At 46.7% G+C, this 26,398-nt stretch carries 24 protein-coding genes and 2 pseudogenes; 16 read left to right on the top strand and 10 right to left on the bottom strand.

Annotated features, from left to right (window positions below):
* The first annotated feature begins 1,037 nt into the window (after positions 1-1,037).
* From GPL15_RS17130 to GPL15_RS28090, 7 genes are all read left to right on the top strand, one after another.
* Positions 1,038-1,844 (top strand): hypothetical protein, encoded by an 807-nt coding sequence (locus tag GPL15_RS17130; protein WP_215699913.1) that lies wholly within the window; start codon positions 1,038-1,040, stop codon positions 1,842-1,844.
* Between the two features lie 16 nt (positions 1,845-1,860).
* Entirely contained in the window at positions 1,861-2,196 is a 336-nt protein-coding gene (locus GPL15_RS17125) for a cupin domain-containing protein (RefSeq protein ID WP_215699912.1), read from the top strand.
* Between the two features lie 30 nt (positions 2,197-2,226).
* On the top strand, positions 2,227-3,423 hold the full coding sequence (locus tag GPL15_RS17120; protein ID WP_215699911.1) for a C4-dicarboxylate TRAP transporter substrate-binding protein: 1,197 nt from the start codon (positions 2,227-2,229) through the stop codon (positions 3,421-3,423).
* A 10-nt stretch (positions 3,424-3,433) separates the two neighbouring features.
* A complete protein-coding gene (locus GPL15_RS17115) occupies positions 3,434-3,931 on the top strand; it encodes a TRAP transporter small permease (protein WP_215699910.1) in 498 nt (165 codons plus the stop codon).
* On the top strand, positions 3,924-5,210 hold the full coding sequence (locus GPL15_RS17110) for a TRAP transporter large permease (protein WP_215699909.1): 1,287 nt from the start codon (positions 3,924-3,926) through the stop codon (positions 5,208-5,210). Before GPL15_RS17115 ends, GPL15_RS17110 begins: the two co-directional genes overlap by 8 nt.
* Positions 5,211-5,222: 12 nt before the next feature.
* Positions 5,223-6,362: a uroporphyrinogen decarboxylase family protein gene (locus tag GPL15_RS17105; RefSeq protein ID WP_215699908.1), complete on the top strand. Its 1,140-nt coding sequence runs from the start codon at positions 5,223-5,225 to the stop codon at positions 6,360-6,362.
* A 332-nt stretch (positions 6,363-6,694) separates the two neighbouring features.
* The gene (locus GPL15_RS28090; protein ID WP_346344996.1) at positions 6,695-7,021 is read left to right on the top strand and encodes a KilA-N domain-containing protein; all 327 of its coding nucleotides are present in this window, start codon (positions 6,695-6,697) and stop codon (positions 7,019-7,021) included.
* 38 nt (positions 7,022-7,059) lie between these two features.
* Here GPL15_RS28090 and GPL15_RS28085 read toward each other — a convergent pair.
* Positions 7,060-7,296 (bottom strand): annotated as a pseudogene (locus GPL15_RS28085) (DUF6783 domain-containing protein); the annotation flags it as partial.
* On the opposite strand from GPL15_RS28085, the pseudogene GPL15_RS28080 reads away from it, so the two are divergent.
* The 4 genes and pseudogenes from GPL15_RS28080 to GPL15_RS17080 all read left to right on the top strand — a co-directional run bounded on the left by GPL15_RS28080 (position 7,189) and on the right by GPL15_RS17080 (position 10,103).
* Positions 7,189-7,563: pseudogene (locus GPL15_RS28080) on the top strand (DUF6783 domain-containing protein). The pseudogenes GPL15_RS28085 and GPL15_RS28080 sit on opposite strands and share 108 nt — an antisense overlap.
* Before the next feature lie 314 nt (positions 7,564-7,877).
* On the top strand, positions 7,878-8,105 hold the full coding sequence (locus GPL15_RS17090; protein WP_215699906.1) for a type II toxin-antitoxin system MqsA family antitoxin: 228 nt from the start codon (positions 7,878-7,880) through the stop codon (positions 8,103-8,105).
* Positions 8,106-8,276: 171 nt separating this feature from the next.
* A complete protein-coding gene (locus GPL15_RS27540; RefSeq protein WP_275950508.1) occupies positions 8,277-9,089 on the top strand; it encodes an NPCBM/NEW2 domain-containing protein in 813 nt (270 codons plus the stop codon).
* 219 nt (positions 9,090-9,308) lie between these two features.
* Complete coding sequence (locus GPL15_RS17080; RefSeq protein ID WP_215699904.1) at positions 9,309-10,103, top strand: Cof-type HAD-IIB family hydrolase; 795 nt, start codon at positions 9,309-9,311, stop codon at positions 10,101-10,103.
* Positions 10,104-10,340: 237 nt separating this feature from the next.
* Here the strand turns inward: GPL15_RS17080 and GPL15_RS17075 are convergent, their stop codons facing one another.
* The gene (locus GPL15_RS17075) at positions 10,341-11,456 is read right to left on the bottom strand and encodes an RNA-guided endonuclease TnpB family protein (protein ID WP_215699903.1); all 1,116 of its coding nucleotides are present in this window, start codon (positions 11,454-11,456) and stop codon (positions 10,341-10,343) included.
* A 341-nt stretch (positions 11,457-11,797) separates the two neighbouring features.
* Between GPL15_RS17075 and GPL15_RS17070 the strand changes: the two genes are divergently transcribed.
* Positions 11,798-12,169: a hypothetical protein gene (locus tag GPL15_RS17070; RefSeq protein WP_215699902.1), complete on the top strand. Its 372-nt coding sequence runs from the start codon at positions 11,798-11,800 to the stop codon at positions 12,167-12,169.
* Between the two features lie 172 nt (positions 12,170-12,341).
* Here the strand turns inward: GPL15_RS17070 and GPL15_RS17065 are convergent, their stop codons facing one another.
* From GPL15_RS17065 to GPL15_RS17030, 8 genes are all read right to left on the bottom strand, one after another.
* Entirely contained in the window at positions 12,342-13,460 is a 1,119-nt protein-coding gene (locus tag GPL15_RS17065; RefSeq protein WP_215699901.1) for an RNA-guided endonuclease TnpB family protein, read from the bottom strand.
* Positions 13,423-13,863, bottom strand: a complete 441-nt coding sequence (tnpA, locus tag GPL15_RS17060) for an IS200/IS605 family transposase (RefSeq protein ID WP_215699900.1) — start codon at positions 13,861-13,863, stop codon at positions 13,423-13,425. The genes GPL15_RS17065 and tnpA overlap by 38 nt, the downstream gene beginning before the upstream one ends.
* Before the next feature lie 572 nt (positions 13,864-14,435).
* Positions 14,436-15,023, bottom strand: coding sequence for a lactate utilization protein (locus GPL15_RS17055; RefSeq protein ID WP_346344997.1), 588 nt, complete (start codon positions 15,021-15,023; stop codon positions 14,436-14,438).
* A 91-nt stretch (positions 15,024-15,114) separates the two neighbouring features.
* On the bottom strand, positions 15,115-17,001 hold the full coding sequence (locus GPL15_RS17050) for an FAD-dependent oxidoreductase (RefSeq protein WP_215699898.1): 1,887 nt from the start codon (positions 16,999-17,001) through the stop codon (positions 15,115-15,117).
* 30 nt (positions 17,002-17,031) lie between these two features.
* Entirely contained in the window at positions 17,032-18,519 is a 1,488-nt protein-coding gene (locus GPL15_RS17045) for a tripartite tricarboxylate transporter permease (protein ID WP_215699897.1), read from the bottom strand.
* A 12-nt stretch (positions 18,520-18,531) separates the two neighbouring features.
* A complete protein-coding gene (locus tag GPL15_RS17040; RefSeq protein ID WP_215699896.1) occupies positions 18,532-19,026 on the bottom strand; it encodes a tripartite tricarboxylate transporter TctB family protein in 495 nt (164 codons plus the stop codon).
* Positions 19,027-19,044: 18 nt separating this feature from the next.
* Complete coding sequence (locus GPL15_RS17035) at positions 19,045-20,145, bottom strand: tripartite tricarboxylate transporter substrate-binding protein (RefSeq protein WP_215699895.1); 1,101 nt, start codon at positions 20,143-20,145, stop codon at positions 19,045-19,047.
* A 162-nt stretch (positions 20,146-20,307) separates the two neighbouring features.
* Positions 20,308-21,243: a LysR family transcriptional regulator gene (locus tag GPL15_RS17030; protein ID WP_215699894.1), complete on the bottom strand. Its 936-nt coding sequence runs from the start codon at positions 21,241-21,243 to the stop codon at positions 20,308-20,310.
* A 143-nt stretch (positions 21,244-21,386) separates the two neighbouring features.
* Here GPL15_RS17030 and GPL15_RS17025 point away from each other — a divergent pair, with 143 nt between their 5' ends.
* The 4 genes from GPL15_RS17025 (at position 21,387) to GPL15_RS17010 (ending at position 25,591) form a co-directional block, all read left to right on the top strand.
* Positions 21,387-22,112 carry a 4Fe-4S ferredoxin gene (locus tag GPL15_RS17025; protein WP_215699893.1) on the top strand — a complete coding sequence of 242 codons (726 nt, stop codon included), beginning with the start codon at positions 21,387-21,389 and terminating at the stop codon, positions 22,110-22,112.
* A gap of 113 nt (positions 22,113-22,225) precedes the next feature.
* On the top strand, positions 22,226-22,864 hold the full coding sequence (locus GPL15_RS17020) for a hypothetical protein (RefSeq protein ID WP_215699892.1): 639 nt from the start codon (positions 22,226-22,228) through the stop codon (positions 22,862-22,864).
* A gap of 14 nt (positions 22,865-22,878) precedes the next feature.
* Positions 22,879-23,964: an isocitrate/isopropylmalate family dehydrogenase gene (locus GPL15_RS17015; protein WP_215699891.1), complete on the top strand. Its 1,086-nt coding sequence runs from the start codon at positions 22,879-22,881 to the stop codon at positions 23,962-23,964.
* 142 nt (positions 23,965-24,106) lie between these two features.
* Positions 24,107-25,591, top strand: a complete 1,485-nt coding sequence (locus tag GPL15_RS17010) for an AAA family ATPase (RefSeq protein ID WP_215699890.1) — start codon at positions 24,107-24,109, stop codon at positions 25,589-25,591.
* Positions 25,592-26,398 lie beyond the last annotated feature (807 nt).

Here is a 26,398-nt window from a genome sequence, read left to right as displayed (position 1 = left end):
TTTCAGTTTCTGCCCGTCTTTTTCTATCCCTGGAGCCTAACTTTCACTAACGGTTTCCAGATGGCTTTCATCCCCGAAGGCTTCCCCTTGCCCCGTCCCCATCCAAACATCCAGTCCGCCCCCTCGTCCCGCTTTCCTGCTGGTGTTCTCTAGCTCAAGTAATTAAAAACAATTTAACATCAACCCTCACATTTACATTAACCCTCAAGGCATTTTCGAAAATGCCTTGAGGGTTGATGTTAAATCCCCTCACCCTTTACATTAAATCTCCATATCATATCTACCATAACCTACACGAATTGCCAAATACCACCCCACCAAAACAATTCCTCGTTCTTTCTACTCATTCTCCCCTAAATCTTTATTTTTATTTATTCATGGCAGTACACAGCCGGGGATCCAGGGAATGTGAGGCCCGAAACCGTTCAGGCAGATGGAGAGGGGACACCGGATGGGCGGTTGGATCCGCAGGAGGCCGGGGAGCGTTTTGCGGTTCCAGCGATTTGTGGAGGCCGCCGGCAGCTCTTAGGCTGAAAAAAGGGAAATGAAGGGGAAATCGCTGACCTCCAAGTCAGCGATTTAGAGAACATTCATCGAAAACTTCTTCAGAAATTCTTTGATGAATGTTCTCGGTACCCTTCATTTCCCTTTTTTTGGCCTTAGAGATGCCCCGGCCGGAACCATGAGCCGGAACCGCAAACCGCTCCCCGGCCTCCTGCGGATCCAACCGCCCATCTGGTATCCCCTCTCCATCTGCCTGAGCGGTATCGGGCCTCACATTTCCTGGATCCCCGGCGTAACTCCCGCCAATCACCCAAATAAAGATTTAGTACATTTATATAAAATATCCCCAGGAAATTTGTAGATATAGACTAAAATGCTGATAAAATTGGAAAATGATATTGACAAAGTAAATGTAAGCGATTACAATCTGTTTTAAGAAAACGTTTTAGTAAAACTTTTTAGTAAAATGTTTTATAGCACAATTTACCAACAGCGAAACAGCTTATCAGTGATGAATATCAGGAGGGATTTTTATGGGACAGCTTGAAACCGCCAGGGAAAATGGAATTGCACTTTTTCCGGTACTGCGCGCAGCAGATCAGATGCGCTGCGATCTTCCAATGCTTTTAGGGGAGATCCCGGGAGCTGAGGTTTATTACCACACGATACTTAACAGAGATACCCTTACATATGAAACGGAACCGGACATTTTGAAAACATTTTTTCTTATAGACGGAACCGTGGAAGTCAGAAACTGTAAAGGAATCCATAAATTGAGGGAAAAAGCCGTATATGTGGCGGACCCCGGACAGAAACTGGAGATTACCGGCCTGGTCTGCTCCCATTATCTGGAAATCCGGTGGACCTTGGTGAGCGAGGCAAAGGAATACTTGAAATCGGGCCGGACCAGTCTTCCTTTCGTCCAGCAGTATGACGACTGCGAACAGTACAGGGAGACATTTAAAAGCCAGAAGACCATCAGCCGTTCTATTATAGACCATCACATTATTCCGGGATTCTGTATGGGGTCCAATGAAGCTTACGGACCGGACCGGGTGGAACTCCACGCCCACCCGCTGCTGGACCAGTTTTTCTTCAGCTTTTCGGATAATGATGTGAATCTGCTGATCGACGGAAAGGTCCAGCCGCTAAAAGGCAATACCCTGATCCACATCCCCTTAGGCTCCGACCACGGAGTGGAAATTCCCGAAGGGAAGAAAATGCATTATCTGTGGATTGATTTCATGACGGATTTAAAAGGGCTGGATTATTTGGATGAGGTACATATAAAAACAGGCGTAAAAGAGCGCTTTGACGAAGGCAACCGGATTACCCGGTAGAAAAAGGAGTGAGAATATGGCGTGTTATGTGAAAAAATGTGATGTGAAAGAGGTTATTTCAGGCCACGGCCACGGTTCCTGGCCAATGCTGGGCTCAGAGCAGGGATGCACAAATGGATGTCTGGCGGGAATCAGCTATTACAGTTCCTGTGACTACACACCTGCTGCGGTTCACGACGATCAGGAAGGATTTTATGTGATTTCCGGAAAAGGCCGGGCCAGGATCGGAAATGAAGAGTTTGAAATCACGCCGGATATGGCATTTATCGCCCCGGCAAGCACCGAGCACCAGATGAGAAGTGACAATGCGGACGAACCTGTGGTTGTTTTCTGGTTCCACGCACAGGCATAAAACTAATTTAAGAAAAGTGAGGAGAATGAGATGAAAAAATTATTAAGCGTTGTATTGGCGGCAGGATTAACAGCGGGTTTACTGGCAGGATGTTCCGGCGGAAATTCCGCACAGACGGCAGGAAACACGTCTTCGGGAAACACAACTTCCGGGACCACAACTTCCGGGACCACAACCTCTGGCAGCTCAGCTTCCGGGGCCTCAACTTCCGGAAACTCAGCTTCCGGAAACTCAGCTTCCGGCACAGGGGCCGGAGAAGCGGCTTCCGGGGGCAAACAGGAAGGCGCTAAAATAGAAATTGCGGCAGACGCCTATGAGATCATGTGCGCTTATGAGAACAACCCAGGGGAGCCGGTGGACCTGGCCTGCCAGTTCTGGAAGGAAAAACTGGAAGAGTTAAGCGGCGGAACCATGACTATGACCTTATATCCGTCCAGCCAGATGGGGAATAAAAACCAGATCATCGATATGGCCCTGGCGGGTGATCCCATCATCACCATTGGAAATGATTCTTTCTATGCGGATATGGGCGTCAATGATTTTAACGTGACATTTGCACCATTCTTAATCCATGGCTGGGAAGATTTCGATACTCTGCATGAGAGCGAGTGGTATCAGGATAAAGTGCATCAGTTGGAAAGCCTGGGGCTTCACCTGGTGAGCAACAACTGGAGATATGGAATCCGCCATCTGCTTTCCAAGAAGCCGGTTCAGTCCATGGCTGACATCAAGGGAATGAAGGTGAGAACCCCAAACAGCACCGCCGAAGTGGATGCATTTGTGGCAATGGGCGCAAATCCAACCCCAATGGCCCTCAGCGACGTGTATACAGCTCTTCAGCAGGGCACCATCGACGCGGTGGAAAATCCTCTGGACGTGCTCTATAACAATGCATTTCATGAGGTAGTGACAAATCTGACCCTGACCGGCCATGTCTATATCAATGCGTCCTGGCTGTTTTCTGAGGATTTATTTAACCAGATGACGCCGGAACAGCAGGGATGGTTTTTGGAATCCGGAGAAGCTGCGGCGGATCATTTCAATGAGCTGGTAGATGCGGCGGCCGCGGATGCGCTGGAGCAGATGAAGGCAAAAGGGGTTACCGTATATGAGATCAATCCTGACGATTTCGCAGAGGCAACGGACAACTTTGCACAATTGGATGATTTCACAAAGACATGGTCCGCAGATAACTATGAAACCGTAAAGAATATTCTTGGAAGATAGAGCAGGGAAAATGATGAAAAAAGTGATTAATTTTATTGTGAATCTGGATCTTTATATCGCCTGTGTGACACTGGTGGTGCTGATTCTGATAACTTTTACCGGCGTAATATCCAGATATTGTTTTAACGCTCCATACACTTGGGGCGAAGAAATGCAGCTGTTCATGATCGTGTGGACGATCTGGTTCGCGGGCAGCGCGTCCTGCCGTTACGGTCAGCAGATCTGCGTGGACATGGTTGTGGATTTATTTCCGAAAACCTTTCAAAAGGTGCTGGAAGTGGTGATCTATGTCATTTCCGTGGCTCTCCTCTTCTACTTATTTAAAAAGGGGATTGTCTACGTACAGCAGCTTTATAAAACCAACCGTACAACGGAAATCCTGCATATTTCCAGGGCGCTCATCTATTCCTGCGTTCCCGTATGCAGTCTCCTGATGATTTTTAATATGACTTATGCCACCTGGCGTTCTGTATTTGGAAAGAAAAAGGAGGAAATGGGAAATGAGTAATACGGTTTTAATCTGCGCGATCATCCTTTTGGTTTTCCTGTTTTTGAAAATGCCGGTGTATTTGTCCATTTTGTCGGCCTCTGTGGTGTATTTCTTCTTAAATACGACCACTTCTTCCCAGATGATCGCCCAAAGGGTGGTTTCGGGAATGGAAAGCATTCCCCTGCTGGCGATTCCATTTTTCGTATGCGCCGGTATTCTGATGAATTATGCGGGCGTTACGAAGCGGATCATGGATTTTTGCAGCGTTGTGACAGGGAGAATGAACGGCGGCCTGGCTCAGGTAAATGTGCTCTTATCCACCTTGATGGGCGGTCTGTCCGGGTCCAATATCGCGGATGCGGCTATGGAGGCGAAAATGCTGGTTCCCGAAATGGAGCAGAAAGGGTATTCCAGGCCATTTTCTACCGTGGTAACTGCCATGTCCTCCATGATAACGCCTTTAATTCCGCCGGGAATCGGGATGATCGTTTACGGGTCCATTTCCGGGGTTTCCATCGGCAAACTGTTTGTGGCCGGGATCAGCACGGGCGGGCTGCTCTGCGTTGCCATGATGATTCTGGTGTCCATCATTTCCAGGAAACGAGGCTATAAGAAACTGAGGGAAGAAAAAATTACGGCGGCACAGTTTGGGACTGCCATCAAACCGGCCCTGCTGCCCCTGTGCCTTCCTATTATTATCATCGGCGGCATCCGCATCGGCATATTCACACCTACGGAAGCCGGTTCGGTGGCATTGGTTTATGCGCTGATCCTGGGGCTTTGTTATAAGGAAATCGATGCTAAGGGGATTCGGGACAGCATTAAGGAAACTGCCATCACTACGGCTAATATCATGCTGATCGTGGGCGCGGCATCGGCATTTGCCTGGATTCTGACCAAGGAACAGATTCCTCAGACATTGACGGCATTTATGGTGTCACATATCCACAATAAATATTTATTCCTGATTATCGTCAACATTTTCCTGCTGCTTGTGGGTATGTTTATCGAGGGAAATGCTTCGCTGATCGTTCTGGTGCCTCTGCTGGCTCCCATTGCCCGGGCTTATGGAATTGACGATATCCATTTTGCAATGATGTTTATATTCAACATCACACTGGGGGCTGTGACGCCGCCCATGGGTATCCTGATGTTTGTTACCTGCGGAATTACGGACTGTAAGATCAGGCAGTTTTTGAAGGAATCGCTGCCATTTTACCTGATGCTGTTTATTTGTCTGATGATTCTGACATTTATTCCCGGATTTTCAACGGGACTTGTGAATCTGATATATTAAAGGAGATTATTCATGACATCGAGAGAACGTTTATTATGTGTGTTAAGGGGGGAGACGCCGGACAGGATTCCGGTGAGCCCCTTTGTGCAGGAGGAATATCTGTCCTATTATTTCAATAAAAAGGATACCAGCCGCCTATATGACGCGGTTGAACTGGCAAAGGAGCTGGATTTTGACCTGATTACCAGACAGTATGTCAATCCCACCCCCTATTTTGTCCAGAGAAGCTTTGAAAACTGGGAAGTCAGCGAGACGAAAGAAAAAGTGGGGAGCAATTATGTGAGGACCACCACCATTAAAACGCCGGAAGGGGAATTAAAGCAGGTGGAGGCCGCGGAATATAATGAAAAGATTTTGAGCGGCATCCATTTCAGCACTGTGGAATATCTGATTAAGTCGGAAGAGGACTTTGCCCTGTTTAAGAAATATTGCCCCAAACGGGAACAGCAGGATATCGACCACATCCTGGAGCAAGGACGTATTTCAAAGGAAACCGTGGGGGACCTGGGGATCACCTGTCCATGGGCCATTGGCGGGGTGTACAACCTGGTCGCCACCTATATGGATGTACAGGATATGCTGTGCGACGCTCTGACGGATGAGGATTATTACAGCGATTATATGGACTTTTTTACAGAAATGGTGGCTGAGGATTATAAGATCTTCGCCGAAAGCGAGTTCGACGCCGTGGGAATCCAGGGAAATATCGCAAATGGGGCCATTATGGGAAATGATTATTTTGAAGAATTTGTACTGCCCTATGAGCAAAAGGCCATACAGGTTCTGATCGATGCGGGGAAACCGACGATCTATCATAACTGCGGCAACGCGACACAGTTGTATTCTTCTTATACCAAGCTGGGAATTACGGTTTGGGAGACGGTTTCGCCTAAACCTCAGGGGGATAATGTGCTGGCTGAGGCGAAGGAATATTTCGGGGATAAGCTGATTCTTTCCGGGAATTTCGACCAGGTGCATTTCTTAAAGGAAGGTGAGCCGGAGGAGATTGAACAGGCGGCTTATGAGCAGATGATGGTTGGAAAGCGGGGGGCGCATTATATCTTCGCCTGCTCCGATTATCTGGAGATCGGCACGCCGGTTGAGAATGTGAAGGCGATGATTAGGGGGGCGAAAAGAGGGGCGGAAATGTAGGAATGGGGGTATGGGGTATGGGGGAATGGAATATTGGGGAATGGAAAGTCCACACTCGGGAGGGAGACCGGGGGTGGGCTTTTTTGTGTGGTTTTCGGTAATAGTTCAGACCTGCCTGAACTGTTACAGTTTTTGAGTTCAGGTATTAAGTTGGCCGTAGATAAACGATTGTTTTTCTGGTATTATAAGTTTAATACAGATGTCTGGAGGCCGGAAAGACGGCCTTCCGTGAAATCCGGGATGACATTGCGGATGGAACCTCTGTTGGTGACAAGGAAAAGAAAATAAAATTTTAACCATGTGCATCTTCATATGGTTGGGAAGGATATACTATGCCGAAAAAAACAATAAAGGAAACTATTCATGCAAAAGGCATCGACATTGGTATCTACACCTCAGATTTTGAAAATGAATACATTTCGCTGACAGACATCGCAAAGTATAAAAGCGATGAGCCCAATGATGTCATAAAAAATTGGATGCGTAGTCGAGATACAATAGAGTTTCTTGGTTTATGGGAGTCGCTGCACAATCCGGAATTTAAACCCGTCGAATTCGACGGGTTTAGGAAGCAGGCAGGATTAAATGCGTTTACGATGTCTCCGACTAAATGGATTAACGGAGTGGGAGCAATCGGAATCGTGAGGTTGCGAAGTTGAACTACCGTATTCATACGGATGCTATTAAGGAAAACCTATTACCGCCGGAACTTACACCGGAACAGATTTCTTATACATACGCCAACGAAGCAGATATGCTGAATATGGCACTGTTTGGCAAGACGGCAAGACAATGGCGGGATGCAAATCCAGATAAAAAGGGAAATATGCGTGATGACGCTAGAGCGTGCCTGAAAATTGCTTTCCGTCAGATGTGCGTCCCAGTTTGTGGGAGATTTGGGCCAAATGAAGGGCGCATAGCGGGCTATGTAACCTGAATTTGGTCCAAATATACCGCAAAGCGGGGCGTGCAGATGACGGGAATGAATTTTCAGACACGCTCTAGTATCCAACAGCTTTTGGTGCTGGCAAATATGGAAAGCTACAATGCAATTTTGATTGAACAGGGCAAATCACAGTCAGAACGGTTAGTACTGCTCCGTGAACTGGCAGTACGCCAGATGAAGACAATGACATCGCTAAATCCATCGGCTCTGCCACAACTGCCGAAACAGATACAGCAAAGCGAAAGTGAGGAATAGAGATGGAATAAAGATTTTTCAAATCTGCCAAGCGACCAGTTGAATACTTGTACCCTGAATTCTCACTTATGTGTTTTATTTTTATGCTCCGATAATACAATAGCATATATAACTGGCTATAAATATAGAATTGACAATACATGCTGCTAAACGATTAGAGCTGCGTTGTTTAATACTAGGCGTTACTGTAGAGGACAGCTTTCTGCATGCAGATGTTGGAAGCAATCAATCACAGCTCTGGATCGTTACAGCATATTATCCTGATATCAACAAATGGAGTGAGGACTTCAGAACAAGGAAGGAGGAAAAAGGACATGAACTGTTTTTTATGTAAGGGTGACTTAGAAAAATCTACAACAACATATATGACAGACTATAATAACTGCTATATTATTATCAAAAATGTTCCCTGTACAAAATGTACTCAATGCGGTGAAGTATATTTAAATGGGATTACAGTTCAGAAAATTGAATCCATCGTTGAAAGGCTTAGGGCTGCTTTGACAGAAATTGCTGTTGTTGATTTTACACAGGCCGCTTAATAATACTTTTTAGTAACTGTTACATATTTCATATCATTATAACATCCGGCCCACTGGTAAACCAATGGCAAAAGGTTATTTTGAATGCTGCAAGTTAACTTGCAAAAAGCACCCTATTGTAATAAAATAGACATAGTGGTAACAAAATATTCAGGAAGGGATAAGGGTGGTATGATGAAAAAGCGTTTAATGAAAAAGGCAGTTGCTGCAGGTCTCACAATGATTATGGCGGCGATGACAGTTTTCCCCGCTTATGCGGACTGGCAGCAAAGCGGAAACCAGTGGAAGTATGAATCCGGAGGCAGATATCTGACCGGATGGCAGACGATTAACGCCACATGGTATTATTTTGATGGTAATGGTGTGATGCTGACCGGATGGCAGGCGATAAATGGGGCTTGGTTTTATTTCAGGGCTGACGGCTCCATGGTGTTTGACCAGTGGATCGGCAATTACTATGTGGGAAGCAACGGAGCTATGGCTACCAATACCTGGATCGGGCCGTATTATGTAGGAAGCGATGGTGCCTGGATTCCGAATTATGGGCAGACAGGCAGCAGTGGCGCTGGTGCAACCAATAATCAGGAAACTAAATGGCTGACTGATTTGGATTATCTGTCCAAAGACAGCGTTATTACGAAAGATTCGATAAAGGACAATTTTGGAACATCGTATAAAAAATGTATAAAGCCTAGTGATCTCGGTTATGGAGATAAAAATATTGTCTATTATCTGGGCGGTAAATACGATTCCCTTACCGCAACTTTTGCCTTGTCTTATGATTACAGGAATGAGGCCAATGATGAGGTTGCCGTAACTATTTATGCAGATGGCGATGAAATATACAGTTCTTCACCAATTGGTGTAAATGACTATCCTGAAGAGATCGATGTAAATATTTCAGGCTGTGAACAGTTGGAAATATTATTTACCGGCGCTTATAAGGCACACTACTTTTTAGGTGATGTCAAGCTTTATAAATAACAGATAGCTGGGTTGTGACCTTACCCCCTTAAATCCGCTCCATAAGAACGAATTTAAGGGGGTTTTTTATAACCCCCCGGCAATTCAGCATCGTGATAATTTCAGCCGTTTGACATTTCCATATGCTACGCTTAGAATAAAATAAGTAACACTCCAGTCCGTCTTATCCGGACAATCATTTTACAACTCCCCACAAACAGAAAGATGAGGTTATACCAAATGACTAAAATAGTTTTCAGCGATATCGACGGCACATTACTAAATCCTCAATATCAGATAACTCCCCTGACGCTAAAAGCCATAAAAGACTTGCAAAACAACGGCATTCCTTTTGTTATCATATCCGCCCGAAGCCCTTCCGGCATCTATCCAATCCTGGAAGAATACAGCTTCAACTGTCCGATTATTTCATACAGCGGCGCATTAATTTTAGATGAGAATAAAAATATTCTCTTTCACAAGGGGATCAAAAAAGCAGCTGCCAGAAAAATCATAGAATTTATGGAAGAAAACCATTTTGATCTGGCCTGGTGCATTTATTCCTACGATGAATGGTTTGTAAAAGATAAAAATGATCCCAGGATCATCAACGAAGAAGCAGAGGTGAAAGCCTATGCCAGCCAAGGTTCTGTGGACTGCATAACTGCCGATGAGGTCAGCAAGATTTTATGCATCTGCAATCCGCTGGAACTATTGGAGACAGAACGAAAACTGAAAGAGGCGTTCCCGGACTATTCGATTGCCAAATCTTCCGACTGTCTGCTGGAGATTATGGAAAATGGGATCACAAAAGCGTCCGCAATCCGGACATTGAGCACTATATGGGATTTCCAGTTGTCGGACGCCGTTGCTTTCGGCGACAATTATAATGATGCTGAGATGCTTCAACTGGCCGGATATGGATTCCTGATGGGCAACGCCCCTGATGAGCTGAAAAAGAGGATCAGGCTGCATACTTCAGATAACAGCCACGACGGTATTTACCATGCGCTTTCAGGATTAAAGCTAGTTTAGACAGTCATAGTGAGGGGATCGAGGAATGAACACTGAAATAAATCATAATAAAATTATCATTCAGGTGGCTAAAAGCGTCCTGACAAATTACGGGCTTTGTGAACTTGCTCTCACGACTAAAGTCACGAGCTTCCTGTCTCAGCGCCGATTGCCTCTCTGTTAGCAGGTCTTATGCCAGCTCCACAGGCGTAGATTATACTGTTTGGACCGTCCCGGCCCTACAGTTTATTACTGCAGCTATACTGCGTTTAGATATATCTCATATCCCTTGTTCCTGATATTGATCGCCGCATTTAAGTCCCTGTCCATGCACATCCCGCAGCTGCACTCATACCGGCGCATGGTTATCGGCATCATCTTGACCTGTCCGCACCGGCTACAGGTCTTCGATGACGGATACCATTTATCGATATGGATCAGCTGTTTCCCCCTGTCCTCCAGCTTATACTTTAGCATGGTTAGAAATGTCCCATATCCATTATCCAGCGTTGCTTTTCCATTCCCAAACTTCCTGTTTGACATCGCCCTCATATCCAGGTCTTCCACACATACCAGGTCGTACTGATTGGCTATCTCAGCCGACTTTTTATGCAGGAAGTCCTTTCTCTGGTCTGCCGTCTTACTTGCTGTCCTGGCAATCTTTTTCTGCTGTTTCCGGTAATTCGCCGAATGCAGCTGTTTCTGTTTCAGCTTTCTCTGGGCCTTCGCCAGTTTTTTCTGGCTCTTTCTGAAAAAGTGCGGCATATTGCAGCATACGCCGGATGAATCCATATATAATCCATCTGATTTATAATCCAGGCCGATAATCCGCTCAGGGCGGACTTCCTGCGGCGTAATCTCTGTCTGATACTCATACAGAACCGAAACATAATAACTTCCATCACGTTCTTTTGATACCGTGGCCTGTTTCAGATTCCAGCCTTCCGGTACCGTTCTGTGTATGACTGCCTTGATTTTTCCAAGCTTTGGCAGTTTCACTTCTCCATCCAGCACTGCAATATTTCCATTCGTAAAATTCGTAGTGTAGGACATACGGCTTCGGCGCCTGCTCTTGAACTTGGGATATCCGCTCTGTTTCCTGTAAAATCTCTGATATGCGGCATCCAACGCATAGATCACATTGGTCAGCGCAAACTTATCCACCTGCCTGAGCCAGGGATACTCCTGTTTCAGATTCTGGTTGCAGTCGTTATTACAGGCGGTCCTGCCCAGGTGCTTTTTCCCCTGCTGATGGTTTCCAGACTGCAGGGCAAGATAATGGTTATAAACAAACCGGCAGCTTCCAAACGTATCGGCCAGTTGTTTTTCCTGTTCGACGGTGGGATAGATCCGGTACTTATAAGCCTTGTTCATCCTCTGCCTCCTCATTATGTTTCCTTTCGAGAGTTCATGTAATGCTTCACCTGTTCATAGCTCCGGTCATTGACGGCCACTGCACAGTATGGCGGGTTCCAAAGTTGCTCTCCCCGTAACTGCTTTTTCAGAGTTTAATTAAGTTGAATGAAAAACTAAATTGTTTTACAGTCAGGGAACTGACAAAACTATTAAAAATGCAGTGCCGATAGGCACATACAGCTATTCTGTAAACAAATCTTGCTGGTTAACTCACGACTGAAGTCACGAGAATGTACCAGCAGTTTTTTCAAATGTAATAACAATCGGCAAAAAAGCATTGCCAATGGTGTGATAAGCTATTGGAACTAAGACCCGATCTTTCCTTCCGGGTATTCGGATTATATCAGGAAACCTATTTTGACCTGGACCAGTTACAGGAGATGCCCCATCTGCAAAATTTAAAACTGGATGTGCATCTGAGAGGCAATCCTGGAATGATAGAACCAGGGAAACTGTGCAGTTTGGGAAATTTGACGGACTTATCCCTCAATCTGTTTGATTTAAAAGATTATAGTTTTATCAAAGGCTTAAACAGTGATTTGGATTCTCTGCAGATCATGGCGGACACGATGGGCGGAGCCATTAATTTTGACTGTAAATGGCTGTTGGAATTTCCAAAATTAAAGTTAATGACTTCTATTTTTTACAGGACTGTGGGATCGAAGAACTGAGAATTCTGTGGTGCGGTATGAATGACCTGAGTTCTTTATTGGCTTTAGATCATGTGACATGCTCCCACCACTTAACTACGTTTGAAGTGGGGGCTTCTCGGTCGATTGCCCTATCGGACAAAGCATAAGCGAGCTATCCCCGTGTGTCCCACGGTTCTTTTTTCAGCATCAGTTATGATGCTATATGTTCCGTACCAAATGCAATTCCAAATATCCGCAGACCTTCCCTGCGGATGTTGATTGCTGCATTTTCATCCCGGTCCATCCGGTTCCCACATTCACAGCGGTAAATCCGTTCATCTAACCCCAGCTCTTTTTTTATCCGTCCGCAACAGCTGCATGTCTTTGAACTGGGATACCAACGGTCGACGCGCACCAGCTGCTTCCCTTCCCTCTCCAGCTTATAAGACAGGAAGTTTGTAAACATCCCCCAGCCATTGTCAGCTACGCTTTTACCAAAGTTCAGACCACGGCCCATTGTCTTCATGTCCAGATCTTCGATGCATACGATATCGCAGGAATTGGTTATCTTCCTGGACTGTTTATGCAGAAAGTCTTTCCGCTGTCGGGCTGTATGCGTATGGATACGCGCCACCTTTTTCTGCTGCTTTTTATAACGGTTGCTTCCCTTCTTACAATGGCTGAGTTTTCGCTGTTCTCTTGCCAGTTTCCTCTGCGATGCATGGAAATAATGGGGATATCCCCCACGTTCCCCTGTAGATGCAACATATAACTCTGTCATGGAAAAATCCAAACCGATCGCTGTCTGTGCCACCACTGGCGTAACAGGCAGTTCCCCGCAGCAATACAGCAGCGAAACATAATACTTCCCATCCGGTTCCATACATACCGTAGCTCCTTTGAGCTGCAAGTCATCCGCTATCCCTCTATGCTGCTTGATCCGGACCCATCCGGCCTTTGGTAGTTTCAGTTTTCCGTCTTTCAGCGCAATGTTCCCATTGACACAGTTTGTCGTATAGCTTCTGGTCGGTTTCTTTTTGGACTTGAACTTTGGAAATCCAACGGACGGATCCCTGAAAAAGTTCTGGTATGCAGTCTGCAGATGCAGCTGTGCATTGCAGAGAGCCAGACTGTCCACTTCCTTAAGCCACGGAAATTCGGACTTATATTTTGCAGGCGTAATCTTTAGGGATTTTCCTGTCTTTTCGTAGTATTCGATCTTCTCTGCAAGCATCTTGTTATAGACAAAACGGACGCATCCAAATGTCCTGGAAAACAGTTCCCTCTGGCTCTTATTCGGATAGATCCGAAACCTGTATACGACGTTCATGCTTTTTCTCCCCCTGCGTTTCAATATACCGGCGGATGACCTCGATCGGTGCACCGCCCGCACTTAGCAGGCAGAAACTCTGGCTCCAGAATATCTCCTTCCAGAGCTTCTGCCGGATCTGCGGATACTCTTTCTTGATCAACCGACTGCTGGCGCTTTTATATGCGTTGATAAATTTGCTCAGTTCCGATCTGGGGTGTGCACGGAACATAATGTGCACATGGTCACTGTCATGGTTCCACTCTTCCAGCGTGATATGATAACTCGGTGCAATGTATTCAAATATCTCTTTTGCCCGGTTAGAAACCGGATCATCCAGAACTTTCTTCCTGTATTTTACAACCAGAATCAGATGGTAATACAGTAAGAATACCGAGTGTGCATTATTGTCCAATCCCTTCATATTTATCAGCTTTTCTTATTGTTTCGACTGACTTTATTATATCATGATTATGATGGCTTGTCCAGAAAAATAAGAACATTTGTTCTGGTGATGTTTTCACAAAGACAACAGCACAGAAATGTGCATATTCACCACTCACATGCCAGCTATGGCAGATTTAATCTGTTTCAAAAGCAGGCAATTCATCTCACCACCTGATAGAGGATGGGAGACTTCTTGCAGTAAGATGTTAAACTTTCTCGAATTATGGAGAATTAATAAGCTTGATGATATATCGGTGATCAGCGGATTGGTACATTTAGAGACGATTAAACTTCAGGATTTAAGGCATATTCATGAATTGCCGGATTTATCGGGACTGCAAAAATTAAAAAAGATTGTATTAATTAATGTTCCGGTTAATGAGGATGAGATTCCGGATGAATTGAAACCACTTATAAAGCATTGGTAAGATATTGTTTTACATCAAACGGCTGTTAATCTCAATCGTGAAGTAAAGGGTGTGAAGTAAAGGGTGAAGGCATTTTCGAAAATGCCTTCACCCTTTACTTCAAATCCTGGGGTCATTTACATTAAAACCCCACATCTTCATCAATCAGGTACACCAGAAATCTCCCCTTCTCTCTCACATACCCAACCGTCAGATAATAACAGCACATCCTCCGTTCCAAATGGCAGTTATAGCAGTTTCCCTTCTTATAACAAGGAAGCTCAAACTTCTTTCTTTTCCCTGCGCACATAGGCGCTGCCACCGTTTTCAGCCTCTGTACGGCCGCATCCATATCCGGCACGATCTTCTTCACAGAAGCGATCACAATCACTTTTTCCGGTCCATAGGAAAATGCCGCCGTCCGGTTTCCCGTTCCGTCCACAAGAAACAGTTCTCCCTGTTCCGTCACCGCCGCGACACTGCTTAAATAAACATCCGACCGGAAACTGTTTATGATATTCTGTCTCCGGTCATCCGCTTTGTCCGAGCAGTCCAGATAGTAATAGCTTTTTTCCTTCAGCCAGGAACGGATTCCCAACTGGTCCAGGGTTTCGGAGCTGCCCGCCGCCACCCATGCTTTTTCAGGGATTTCACGGGCGAGGGCGGCCATCAGCTCTTCACGGGTTTTCATGAATTCACAGCGAATTCCATTCCGAACCAAAGATTTTATGGTTTTTTCTAACTTTTTGGTTTTTTCTGTCTTTATTGTTTTTTCTATCTTTTCTATTTTTTCAATCGTTTCTATCTCAGATCAGCTCCAATCACAGGTTAGCCGCCATCAACGCCGCATCCGCAATAGCCTCAATGGCCGTATCCGCTTTTCTGGCGTCTCCGATCACGTGAAGTTCCATTTCCGGATATTTGCTGCGAACCAGGTCAGCTAAACCGGCGCATTCCTTCCGTCCTGCCGCGATAACCATGGAATCAAATCCGGTAACAGTCTCAACCGTTCCGTCTTCATGTTCGATCTTAATGTCAGGAAGGGCGATTTCTTTCACTTTCACTTTCATGTGTTTTGCTACTCCGCCTTCCTCAAGGCGTTTTAATAAGAACCATCTTCTCGCTTTGTTGAAATCAGGAGCGATATCTTCGATCATATCAAAAATGTCTGCCTTTTTACCTTTGGACGCCAGATATTCTGCGGTTTCTGCTCCAACCAGGCCGGCGCCTAAAACGGCGGTTCTGGTTCCATTTACCTCTGTACCGTTTAAAACATCATCGGCAATGTAAACGCCTGGGCCGTCAATTCCCGGAATCGGGGGAACAGCAGGAGTGCTTCCGGTAGCCGCAATTACGATGTCCGGTTTCATTTCATTCAAATACGCCTCGTCTGCATTTACGCCAAACTGAATCTCCACTCCGGCCTGTTTCAGGAATTCGGCTCTGTATTCTGTTACCCGGTTCATATTGGATTTGCACGGAGGAACGGAAGATATCCCCATTAAACCGCCGGGGCGGTCCGCTTTATCCACAATAATTGGCTTTAATCCCCTGCGCACCATCACACAGGCAGCTTCCAGGCCTGCCGGTCCGGCGCCTACAATCAGAATTTTCTTGGCTTTCAGAGCATCGGAAGCTTCCGTGTATTTCAGCGTTGCTTCTCTTCCCATTAACGGGTTCTGGAGGCAGCGGATGGCTTTATACCGTTTGTCGTCACGGCAGCCCTGGTCGCATCCTAAGCAGAGGCAGTAAGGCTCTTTGTTGATTCCAGCATATTTATTAACCAGTTCCGGATCGGCCAGCAGAGGTCTTGCCATTGCCACAAGATCCGCTTTGCCGCTCTGGAGAACTTCTTCCGCCTGTTCCAGGGTTACGATGCGGTCTACGGCCACCACGGGAACGTCCACCATCTGTTTTACCCGGTAGGCATTGTCCACATTAAAGCAGTCTTCCACATCCATCGGAGCACAACTGAACTGGTCGGAAACCGGCATTCCGCAGGAAACATGGATCACATCCGCTCCCGCTTTCACAATTTCCTGGCACATGAGGGCGGTCTCATCGATATCACGGCCGCCTTCCGCCATCTCGGAACCGCTGATACAGAAGATCAGAGGATAATCCGCTCCGCATTTCTCCTTAATGGCTTTTACGATTTCTACGGAAAATCTTACGCGGTTTTGCCAGCTGCCGCCGTATTCATCCGTTCTCCTGTTATAATATGGAGACATGAACTGGGCTACCTCATGAGCATGGCCTCCGTGGATTTCCACGCCGTCAACGCCCCAGTCCATACAACGTTTCGCGCCGTCCGCATAGCTCTGTACCAGTTGGTTGATCAGCTCATGGTCATAGGTGTCCACGGATTTTACATCAATGCCTCTTCCAGCCTGGATCTTGGCCGGATGGAGCTGGCAGAACAATTTTGCGCCATAGCTGTGCACCATCTCTGCCGTTTCAGCCCAGCGGGGCATGAATTTGTCGTCGGAAATGGCTGGCCGGCCGCATCCCGGCTCCCCGTGAGGGCTGCCGCCTATGGTCAGAATACCGGCTCCCCCTTTGGCTCTGGCCTTAATGAATTCAAACATCTGCTCATCAATGCTTCCGTCGTCGCCTGCAAAGAAGGTGCAGACAGAAGGGAAAATAACTCTGTTTTTAATCTCCAGTTTCCCTATTTTAAAGGGTGATAATACGATAGGATTTTCCATTGTTTTCCTCCAACTCTTATTAATTAATTTTTATACTTTTTTCCTCTTCACCCGTGCTAATACGAGCGGCATCACTACGGATGCAATACTTCCAAGTGTAAGAATGATTACGATAGGGCTCTTGAAAATCTCTCCGAAACTGTCAAATAACTGATGGATTCTCAGCATTTCCACATCAGCGGTTCCTCCTAAAAGGAGGCCCAGGATCAGCGGCATTGCCGGGAAATCATTTCTCTTCATAAACCAGCCGATAAAGCTGAACATGATCAGCAGGCCGCAGTCAAATAACAGATACCGGTTGGAAAATGCGCCTGTAATGGCAAAAACCAGAATCACAGGCATCAAATATTTCACGGGAAGTTTTATGATCTTCGCTCCCAGCAGACAAAGGCCCATTCCCATCAGCAGCATTACAAACTGCTGCACAAACAGGGATGAAAATGCCGTATAAATGACGTCGCTGTGATCGGTGAACATCTTAGGTCCAACCGCCCAGCCCTGCAGGGTGAGAGCTCCCAGCATCATGGCTGTGGCAGTGCTTCCCGGAATTCCGAGAACGAACATGGTGGCCAGCGCGCCTCCTTCAGACGCATTGTTGGCCGATTCACAGGATACAATGCCTTCCGGCACGCCTGTTCCGAATTCGTCTCCATTTTTACAAATCTGTTTGCTGAAATTGTAGGCCAGAATACCGGCTATGGAACTTCCCGCCGCCGGGATAATACCGACCACGGTGCCGAGAACTGAACACAGCAGCGCCTGTACTCCCCGTTTGAGCGTATCCTTAAAGCCCCTCAGCAGGCCCCTGAAATTGGATGATAAATTCTGTTTTTCCTGCACCTGCAAAACTGCCTTGGTGCGTCCGGCCAGCTCATAAATTGCTGGAAGAGCCAGAAGCCCTAAAAGCGCCGGAACCGTTGGAATTCCATCCATCAGATACGTAACCCCGAATGTACCTCTGAGCACACCGTTGGAACTGAGCCCCACGGTGCCAAGCAAAATTCCGAACATTCCGGAAAATACGCCTTTTACCACGTCTTTGGCCAGACTGCCCACCACGGTGAGGCCAAAAATGGCTACCATAAACATTTCACCCGGGCCAAATTTCAACGCATAATTTGCCAGCGGTTCCGCCAGCAGAAGCAGGCAGGTACATCCTATAATTCCGCCGATAAATGAACTCATCAGCGACAACCCCATCGCCCGTTCCGTCTCACCCCGGTATGCCATGGGGAATCCATCCATAACAGTGGCCACATTTGCCGGAGCGCCGGGGGTATTAAGTAAAATCGCAGTTACCGCGCCGCCAAATATACCGCCGGTATAAATCGAGCACAGGAACACCAGCGCCGTCAGCGGCTCCATGTGAAAGGTAAACGGCAGCATGAGGCCGATTCCAATTCCTCCGCTCAGGCCCGGCAGAAATCCGATTACCAGACCGAGGGAAACGCCCAGCAGCATGTATCCTATGTAAAGCGGCTGGAGAACTACTGCAAATCCTGAAAAAAATGTTGCCATAAACAGCCCCCCTTAAAATCCAAGGATACCCGCATAAAGAGGCACCTTTAATCCAAATTTAAACAGCATGTACATACCGGCCGTCACCAGCACTGCCAGTACCAGAGCGCCCACGCGGTTGGGGGCCTTCAGCCAGCAGAACAATCCGAACAGAAGCAGGATTGTGGCAATGATGAATCCCACATAAGGCATTACCGCTAAATACAAAGCCGCACTTCCTACACAGACCATCATCTGGCCCAGTTCCACATCTTTTACTTTCCCTGTGTCATCATTTTTTGCGCCCTGATCTTCTTTTTTCGAACGGGCCGCTATTGCTTTTCCTTCTTCCCACCATGCTTTTGTATCTTTCGCTGCTATTACCACATAGAGAACCGCCATAATCCAAAAAACCGGTTTAATAAAATAACCCGCCGAAGCTTTTTTCCCTAAAACTTCTATATAATAGCAGACCGCCCATATAAAAATTATGGTTGGGATAAGCAGTTTTTTAACCAACCGCACCATATGCCATCTCCCTTAGTTTTATTCCTCTACTGTCAAATACTGCTGATATTCCTGGCATGACTCATAGAATCCTGTCTGCAGTTTCTGGCTGGCTTCTACGCCTCTCCATGCCGTAACATTGTCACGTCCTGCTGCCGCTACCGCGTTCATATAATCGCTTCCCGGCTGCATGATTTTCTCCAGGGAATCCAAAAGAATCTGGTAACGCTCCGGGTATTCTTCCAAAACGCTGGAATGTACGCCGATAAAACGTGAGGATCCCATAAATGTAAGGGTATCATCTCCAATGACTTCTCTTAAAGTTGGGCAGTCAGGCACCTGTTCGCTGCGCTCATCCGCACTTACGACGATCTGGGTAACGCCCTGTCCTACGCTTCCTGTAATTGTAGTTGCACACATGTCCACATGTCCGCCTAAAAGAGCGCTCATACGTTCTGTCGCGCCGTCATAGTTAATGATTTTAACATCCCAGCCCAAAGAATCCGCTAATGTTCCCAGCATGAGCATCTGGTCCCCGCCTGCTGTCGCGGCAATGCTGAGTTTGCCCGGATTCGCCAGAACAGCCGCATTCAGCTCTTCCCATGTCTGATACGGGGAATCTTCTGTTACACAGATACAGCACGGATCCAGCTCTATGAAGTTCATAACCGATACATCATCAAACTGATATGCCGCATCCTGAAGAAGAATACAGGTGGAGTAATAGATCTGAACGCCCATATACAAATTGGTGGCATCCGGTTTACACTCTTTTACATAATAAGTGGTTCCGATTTCCGTATTGGCTCCGTCACGGTTATCGATAATAAAGTTACAGCCCAGTTCTTTTCCCCAATGTTCACCCAGCAGACGCGCTACCGTATCGGCGCCGCCGCCGGCCTTAAACGGTACTACCAGAGTGATGTCTCCCCATTCCCATTTGGCATCGCCGGTTTCCCCTCCGGCTGCTTCTGAAGCCGGCGCCTCAGTCTTGTCCTGGCCGCTTGTTTCCTGAGCCTTAGTGCTTTCCGTTTTAGCCGCAGGGGCTGCCGCTTCTGTCTGTGCCGGCTTGTTTCCCGCGCAGGCTGTTAACCCCATCATCATTGCCACTGTCCCAATAAGTAAAAATGCTTTTTTCATGTTCCCTCTCCTTTTCTTTTTAAAATTGGTTTATGTGTACAACTACTTGTAGTTTCATCTTATCTTAGAACGAAAAGCAAGTCTAATATATAAAAATAAAATACGCATAACCAAAAGTTATGCGTACAGTTTTTCTTTCTATTCAGTTAAAATTCCGCCGTTTTACGGGGTTTTATTGGAGTAATAATCCAAAAGGATATTGATAAATTCGGCCATATACCGGGTGTAATGGAGATTGTTGCGGTAAGCTACAAAATACTGGTAACGGCTCACCGGTTCGCCGACGGAAAAGAGCCTGATGGATTTCACATCGCCTTCCAGCTGGAGCACATTATGGGCATAGAGTTCCGGCGCGAAACAGACGCCGCATCCCTTCTGCACCAAATGCAGGGCCCCTTCGATATTGTTGGTATCCATAAATGTATTGGGCATGATATTGTTGGCGGCAAATAGTTTATTAATTAAAAAACGGTTCCGGTGTCCCGGCTTATATAGGATAAACCGTTCATCTTCAAATAACCTGATATCAAGCCAGGGATAGGTGCAGTCTTTTTTATCCACTGCCATGGAACACAAGGGATGGTTTACGTTGGTGACCAGCACCAGTTCTTCGGTAAACAGCGGAAGATAAGTGATGTTAGGGTTTAAATCCTGAGGCTGTTTTAACATCCCGATATCGATCTCCCCCTGGAGCAGCATGCTGTCCAGCTCATCATAGGACTGTTCAAACAGGGTCACTTTCACGGAAGGGAATTTGGCGGAAAATGCGGGCAGCACATTGGGCAGCACATAAGATCCCCTCCGCCCCGTACCGATTCTCAGCGTTCCGCGGAGCATCTCATCCATGGAATAAACGTTCTGCTCCATCTCCTTAAATATCTCCTGAATCCTCTTCGCAGCTTCAATGTAAGTCTTCCCATATTCAGTCGGCTTCAAAGTCTTTCCCACTTTTTCAAACAATTTTATGTTCAGGGAATCTTCCAGATTATGAATATATTTGGTCAGGGCCGGCTGGGAAAGATACAGGCTGTCGGCCGCTTTCGCCACCGTATCGTGTTCCGCAACCGCTAAAACATAGCGGATTTCTTTTAACAGCATACCAAAAATCCTCCCCTCATTCATAACTTAAAGTTAATTATAATATAGGTTTTAGGTATTTGCAATATTGGCCCCGAATCATTATCCTAAAACTATCAAGTCGTTCGATATTAAATATTTCACGAAAAACAGGAGGAAACAGTATGGCTAAAATTATCGCAGAGAATTGCGTCGGATGCAAAACGTGTCAGAAGTACTGCTCAGTAGACGCAATCAAATACGAAAACGGAAAATGCTTTATCGCATCGGATGAGTGTGTGGATTGTTATGTCTGCCTTCGTCAGCACGTATGTCCCAAGGACGCAATCGTGCCAACAGAATTGGATACATTTTATAAACAGTTTATGCATGTAATGAGTGACCCGGTTGAAAACCATGGGGTGACCGGAGTGACCGGAAGGGGTACGGAAGAAGTTAAAACAAACGACGTTTCCGGCCGCGTCCGCAAAGGCCGGGTAGGCTTATGTATCGACGTAGGACGTCCCGGAGCAGGCGCCAGGATGTATGATGTGGAAAAAATCGCTATGGCCTGCGCCGCTTCAGGCGTTGTCCTGGAAGGAAAAGAAACAACCCCATTAGCTGCATTAATGACTGACATCAAAACCGGAAAGCTGGAAGAGGGCGTTTTAAACAACCGCCTCTTGTCCGTTATCGTAGAAGGAAACTGCGCTGAAGAAGAACTTCCAAACGTGCTTGCGGCTTTGAAAAAGGTGGCCGGAGAGATCGAAACCGTATTCTCCCTGGGCCTCATCATGCGGATCGACGAAAATGGTTATAACCCGGCTTTAAAATGCCTGGATGATCTGGATATTCCTCAGCCTCACAGGGCAAAAATCAATGTGGGCCTGGGACGCCCTTTAATCGACTGACCGGGCTGGCCGTAGAAACAGGCCATAAAGACGAACCATAAAGACGGGCCACAGAATATCCATAAATAACCGCAGGCCCAATCAAATAACCATCAAGTAAAGGAGATTAAATTATGTCACATTCCCTGCACCGCAGCGGTTCCATCGAATCGCAGAAAAATGATTTCGTCTGGTTCATGTACCAGACAAAAGGCATTAATGATAAAGACATCAAACCCAAGGCAATGATCTACATAGAAGCAGCCGAGCGCCAGGGTTCTGAAAACTGGGGCGATGTAAAGACCGGCCCGATCACCCGCTTTGATTCTGCTGAAATCAAAGATAAAATCACTGATAAATCCAGAATCCGCGGTGTATTCACAAAACGCGAACAGGTAATCGGTTTCCTGAAAGAAGTAAAAGCAGCCGATGTGGGACAGTCCTGCGTCATAACCGGGCTGATTGATGAAGTGATCCCCTGCTGCCGTGAAGCCGGAGTAACCCCTCATTCTGCCAACTTCTCCCTCGGAGTTTGGGGAAATAAAGGAATTCTTCCTGATGAGGACACCTTGTCCATCACAACCATGTGCGGCCATCACATGATCCCGCCTAAATTCGTACAGTATGTGGTGGATCAAGTGGACAAGGGCAGACTTAGCCCTGAGGAAGGCGCTGTAAAATTATCCGATTTCTGCTACTGCGGTATCTTTAACCAGGTACGCTGTGCGGATATCATTCAGGATATCTGCGCAAAGAAGCATAAAAACGATTAAGATCGGAGGAAAACATGGCAGAGTATAAAATAGGCATTCTAAATGGAGATGACATCGGCCCTGAGATCGTTCCTGAGACCGTGAATGTGTTAAAAGCCGCAGTCAGCGCCTATCCTGATATTAAAATTGAATGGGTGCCTCTTCCAATCGGATATTCTTCCTATCTGGAACATGGCAATTCCCTTCTGCCGTCCGTAAAGGAAACTTTATACCAGTTGGACGGCTGGATTTTGGGGCCGATAGGCCATATGGCCTATCCGAAAGTGCCGGAATGCATCAATCCTCATCCCATTTTGAGAAGGGATTACGACTTAGTCAGCAACATCCGGCCTGCCAAAGGCTATGAGTGCATCCCCTGCATCAATCCCAAAACAGATTTAATCATTGTGCGGGAAAATAACGAAGGGTTCCAGCCGGACCGCAACATGTTTAAGGGCACCAGCGACTGCATGCCCACCCCGGATATGGCCCTTTCCCTGAGAGTTATCACCAGACGGAATTCCGCCATGGCGGCAAGAACGGCCTTTGAGCTGGCCCGCCAGAGAAATAAGCTGAAAAAGGTGACTGCAATTCATAAAAACACCGTATTTAAGCTGGGCTGTTCCTTATTCCTGGACGCCTGCCGGGAGGTAGCGGCGGACTATCCTGATATCACCTTTGAAACCTGCGTTGTGGATACATTTGCCATGAAAATGCTGATGAATCCTCTCGCCTTCGACGTGGCGGTCACCACCAATATGTTCGGCGATATCCTTTCCGACGAGGCGGCCGGCCTGATCGGCGGCTTAGGCATGGCTCCGGGCCTTTCCGTAGGCCCCAAATACTGCATGGCCCAGGCCACCCACGGCTCCGCACCTGACATTGCCGGTGAAAATATCGCCAACCCTTATGCGATGATCATGTCCGGACAGATGATGCTGTCCTGGCTGGGAAATCTGAAAAAAGATGATTCAGCCATCCGGGCTGCCGCAGATATCGAAAAAGCGGTGGAAATTGTGCTCACGGAAAAGAAAAATCTGACGCCGGATCTGGGCGGCTGCTCATCGACACAGGAGATGGGCGCAGCGATCTGCCGGGCGGTGGAAGAGTTGAGGAAATGATGAAATTAACAGCCTCTAGTATGTTAGAGGGAATACAAAATAGAACTGGATACCTGTTATTCAGTTCTATTTTTTTGTCTTATGGTATGATATAATGCTGTCAGGAAATGTACAATCCAAAGTTTATAAAGGAGAATAAACCATGCCCGTATTTGATTTCACCAGCGCACCGGAAAATCCCCCTAAGTCCGAATGCACCTATACCATATTTAAGTCCAATGAATCCACAGTCTCCCCTTCCCAGCCCATACTGCTGTTAGCCAACGACGAACGGAAATGGAGCCATCATTCCTGCGGCATTTTTACCAATCCGACGAAACGGACAGCTTTCGAATTCAAAGAAGACGGCGGAACAGTGAGCGCCGATATTCTTAAAATCGACGCCCGTTTTGTAAATCTGCTTCAGTGGCTGGGTGAAAATCATATCAACGTCCGCCTGTCCGGTGAAAACCGGGAAGAAGGCTATGCGGTATACAAAATCCGGGAAACTGCATTTGGCGGCGGAACAAAACTTTCCGCGGAAGACGGCTTTCTCCAGTTCATGATCGAAAGGCTGCTTGCCAGCAGCGCGCCTGCTGATGCCGTAGAGGATGAAGACCACGAAGAAACCGGGGATAACATGAAACTCACCAGCCTTCAGAGCATCACCGACTTTATGACCTGTGCAGGCCGGACTCTTCCCGATAATATCCGCCTTTGGGCCAGAAGAAACCTGGCGGTTGCCCGCTCCCACGAAGTCTCACCGGAAGAAAAACGCCATGCACAGCGGGCCCTTTCCGTCATGATGAACATTCAGTGGAAAAATAACTATTTTGAATCCATTGATCCTCAGAAAGCGCGTCAAATTCTGGACGAGGAGCTTTACGGAATGGAGCAGGTCAAGCAGAGAATTATTGAAACAATCATACAGATCAACCGCACCCACACGCTTCCTGCTTACGGCCTTCTGCTGGTGGGCCCTGCGGGAACCGGAAAATCCCAGATCGCCTATGCTGTCGCCCGTATCCTGAAACTGCCGTGGACCACATTGGACATGAGTTCCATCAACGACCCGGAACAGTTAACCGGCAGTTCACGTATCTACGCAAACGCAAAACCGGGCATTATCATGGAAGCGTTCTCCATGGCCGGAGAATCCAACCTGGTATTTATTATCAACGAACTGGATAAAGCCGCCGCCGGAAAGGGGAACGGCAATCCGGCCGACGTCCTTTTAACGCTCCTGGACAATCTGGGATTTACGGACAATTACATCGAGTGCATGATCCCCACTGTAGGGGTTTATCCTATAGCAACTGCCAATGACAAAAGCCAGATCAGCGCGCCTTTAATGTCCCGTTTTGCAGTCATCGATATTCCAGACTATACGCCGGAAGAAAAGAAAATCATCTTCTCACAGTATGCCCTGCCAAAAGTTCTAAAACGGATGAGCATGGGGGAAAATGAATGTATGGTCACTGCTGATGGCCTGGATGCCATCATCGAAATATATAAAGATACTACCGGAATCCGTGATCTGGAACAGGCCGCAGAGCACATTGCCGCCAATGCCCTTTATCAGATAGAGGTAAATCATGTGGCTGAGGTGACATTTGATGAAAACATGGTTCGGGCTTTGCTCACGTAAATAAATCTTTATTTAACGAGTTGGCAGGAGTGACGCCATGAAGACGGGGAATCTGGGGCAGGCGGCCGGCTGAGCTACAGATAAAAAGATTGGGAAGAAACATAGAAAAAGCAAAGAATTGTTTGATTGAGGTGGGGATTAACAGTAAAAGGCCAAGGCATTTTCGAAAATGCCTTCAGGGTTGATGTTAAATGGTGTGGGGATTTACATAAAAAGGCGAAGCCATTTTCGAAAATACCTTCCCCCTTTATGTAAAATTTGCTTTTAATTACTTTAGCCAACGAAAAACCAGCAGGAAAGCAGGCCTCCACCCCCGTCCGTCCCCATTCCCAGGATTCATGGCTGTGTACTGGTCTGATAAAGGATAAATAAAGATTAGGAGAAGGAGTGTAAAAGAAGCAAAGGGGCGTTTGATTGAGACGATGTTTGGTATTTTGTGCAGATTATGGCATAGATATTTTATGTAACTGACCTGGGGATTAACAGTAAAGCGTCAAGGCATTTTCGAAAATGCCTTGAGGGTTGATGTTAAATGGTGTGGGGATTTACATTAAAGGGTGAAGCCATTTTCGATAATGCCTTCACCCTTTATGTCACCCTTTATGTTAAATTTGCTTTTAATTACTTTAGCCAGAGAATACCAGCAGGAAAGCGGGACGAGGGGCGGACTGGATGTTTGGATGGGGGCGGGCCAAGGGGAATCCTTCGGGGATGAAAGCCATCTGGAAACTATAATGTACCCATAAGTGTGGACACTTTGAAGAGTGGGGGCCCCGTCTTTTTAGACAGATCGTCTCCTCTGCTCCC

This window comes from Clostridium sp. MCC353 (genome assembly GCF_018785315.1).
In the GTDB taxonomy this organism is placed as follows: domain Bacteria; phylum Bacillota; class Clostridia; order Lachnospirales; family Lachnospiraceae; genus CHH4-2.
This window is presented reverse-complemented; position numbering and strand designations above follow the sequence as displayed.

Coding starts and splice junctions, on each gene's coding strand:
- GPL15_RS17125 (WP_215699912.1), top strand. CDS start 1,861: ATGGCGTGTTATGTGAAAAAATGTGATGTGAAAGAGGTTATTTCAGGC.
- GPL15_RS28090 (WP_346344996.1), top strand. CDS start 6,695: ATGCCGAAAAAAACAATAAAGGAAACTATTCATGCAAAAGGCATCGAC.
- GPL15_RS17045 (WP_215699897.1), bottom strand. CDS start 18,519: ATGGCAACATTTTTTTCAGGATTTGCAGTAGTTCTCCAGCCGCTTTAC.
- GPL15_RS17130 (WP_215699913.1), top strand. CDS start 1,038: ATGGGACAGCTTGAAACCGCCAGGGAAAATGGAATTGCACTTTTTCCG.
- GPL15_RS17010 (WP_215699890.1), top strand. CDS start 24,107: ATGCCCGTATTTGATTTCACCAGCGCACCGGAAAATCCCCCTAAGTCC.
- GPL15_RS17110 (WP_215699909.1), top strand. CDS start 3,924: ATGAGTAATACGGTTTTAATCTGCGCGATCATCCTTTTGGTTTTCCTG.
- GPL15_RS17075 (WP_215699903.1), bottom strand. CDS start 11,456: ATGAACAAGGCTTATAAGTACCGGATCTATCCCACCGTCGAACAGGAA.
- GPL15_RS17035 (WP_215699895.1), bottom strand. CDS start 20,145: ATGAAAAAAGCATTTTTACTTATTGGGACAGTGGCAATGATGATGGGG.
- GPL15_RS17115 (WP_215699910.1), top strand. CDS start 3,434: ATGATGAAAAAAGTGATTAATTTTATTGTGAATCTGGATCTTTATATC.
- GPL15_RS17105 (WP_215699908.1), top strand. CDS start 5,223: ATGACATCGAGAGAACGTTTATTATGTGTGTTAAGGGGGGAGACGCCG.
- GPL15_RS17080 (WP_215699904.1), top strand. CDS start 9,309: ATGACTAAAATAGTTTTCAGCGATATCGACGGCACATTACTAAATCCT.
- GPL15_RS17030 (WP_215699894.1), bottom strand. CDS start 21,243: ATGCTGTTAAAAGAAATCCGCTATGTTTTAGCGGTTGCGGAACACGAT.
- GPL15_RS27540 (WP_275950508.1), top strand. CDS start 8,277: ATGATGAAAAAGCGTTTAATGAAAAAGGCAGTTGCTGCAGGTCTCACA.
- GPL15_RS17065 (WP_215699901.1), bottom strand. CDS start 13,460: ATGAACGTCGTATACAGGTTTCGGATCTATCCGAATAAGAGCCAGAGG.
- GPL15_RS17015 (WP_215699891.1), top strand. CDS start 22,879: ATGGCAGAGTATAAAATAGGCATTCTAAATGGAGATGACATCGGCCCT.
- GPL15_RS17050 (WP_215699898.1), bottom strand. CDS start 17,001: ATGGAAAATCCTATCGTATTATCACCCTTTAAAATAGGGAAACTGGAG.
- GPL15_RS17040 (WP_215699896.1), bottom strand. CDS start 19,026: ATGGTGCGGTTGGTTAAAAAACTGCTTATCCCAACCATAATTTTTATA.
- tnpA (WP_215699900.1), bottom strand. CDS start 13,863: ATGAAGGGATTGGACAATAATGCACACTCGGTATTCTTACTGTATTAC.
- GPL15_RS17020 (WP_215699892.1), top strand. CDS start 22,226: ATGTCACATTCCCTGCACCGCAGCGGTTCCATCGAATCGCAGAAAAAT.
- GPL15_RS17120 (WP_215699911.1), top strand. CDS start 2,227: ATGAAAAAATTATTAAGCGTTGTATTGGCGGCAGGATTAACAGCGGGT.
- GPL15_RS17090 (WP_215699906.1), top strand. CDS start 7,878: ATGAACTGTTTTTTATGTAAGGGTGACTTAGAAAAATCTACAACAACA.
- GPL15_RS17025 (WP_215699893.1), top strand. CDS start 21,387: ATGGCTAAAATTATCGCAGAGAATTGCGTCGGATGCAAAACGTGTCAG.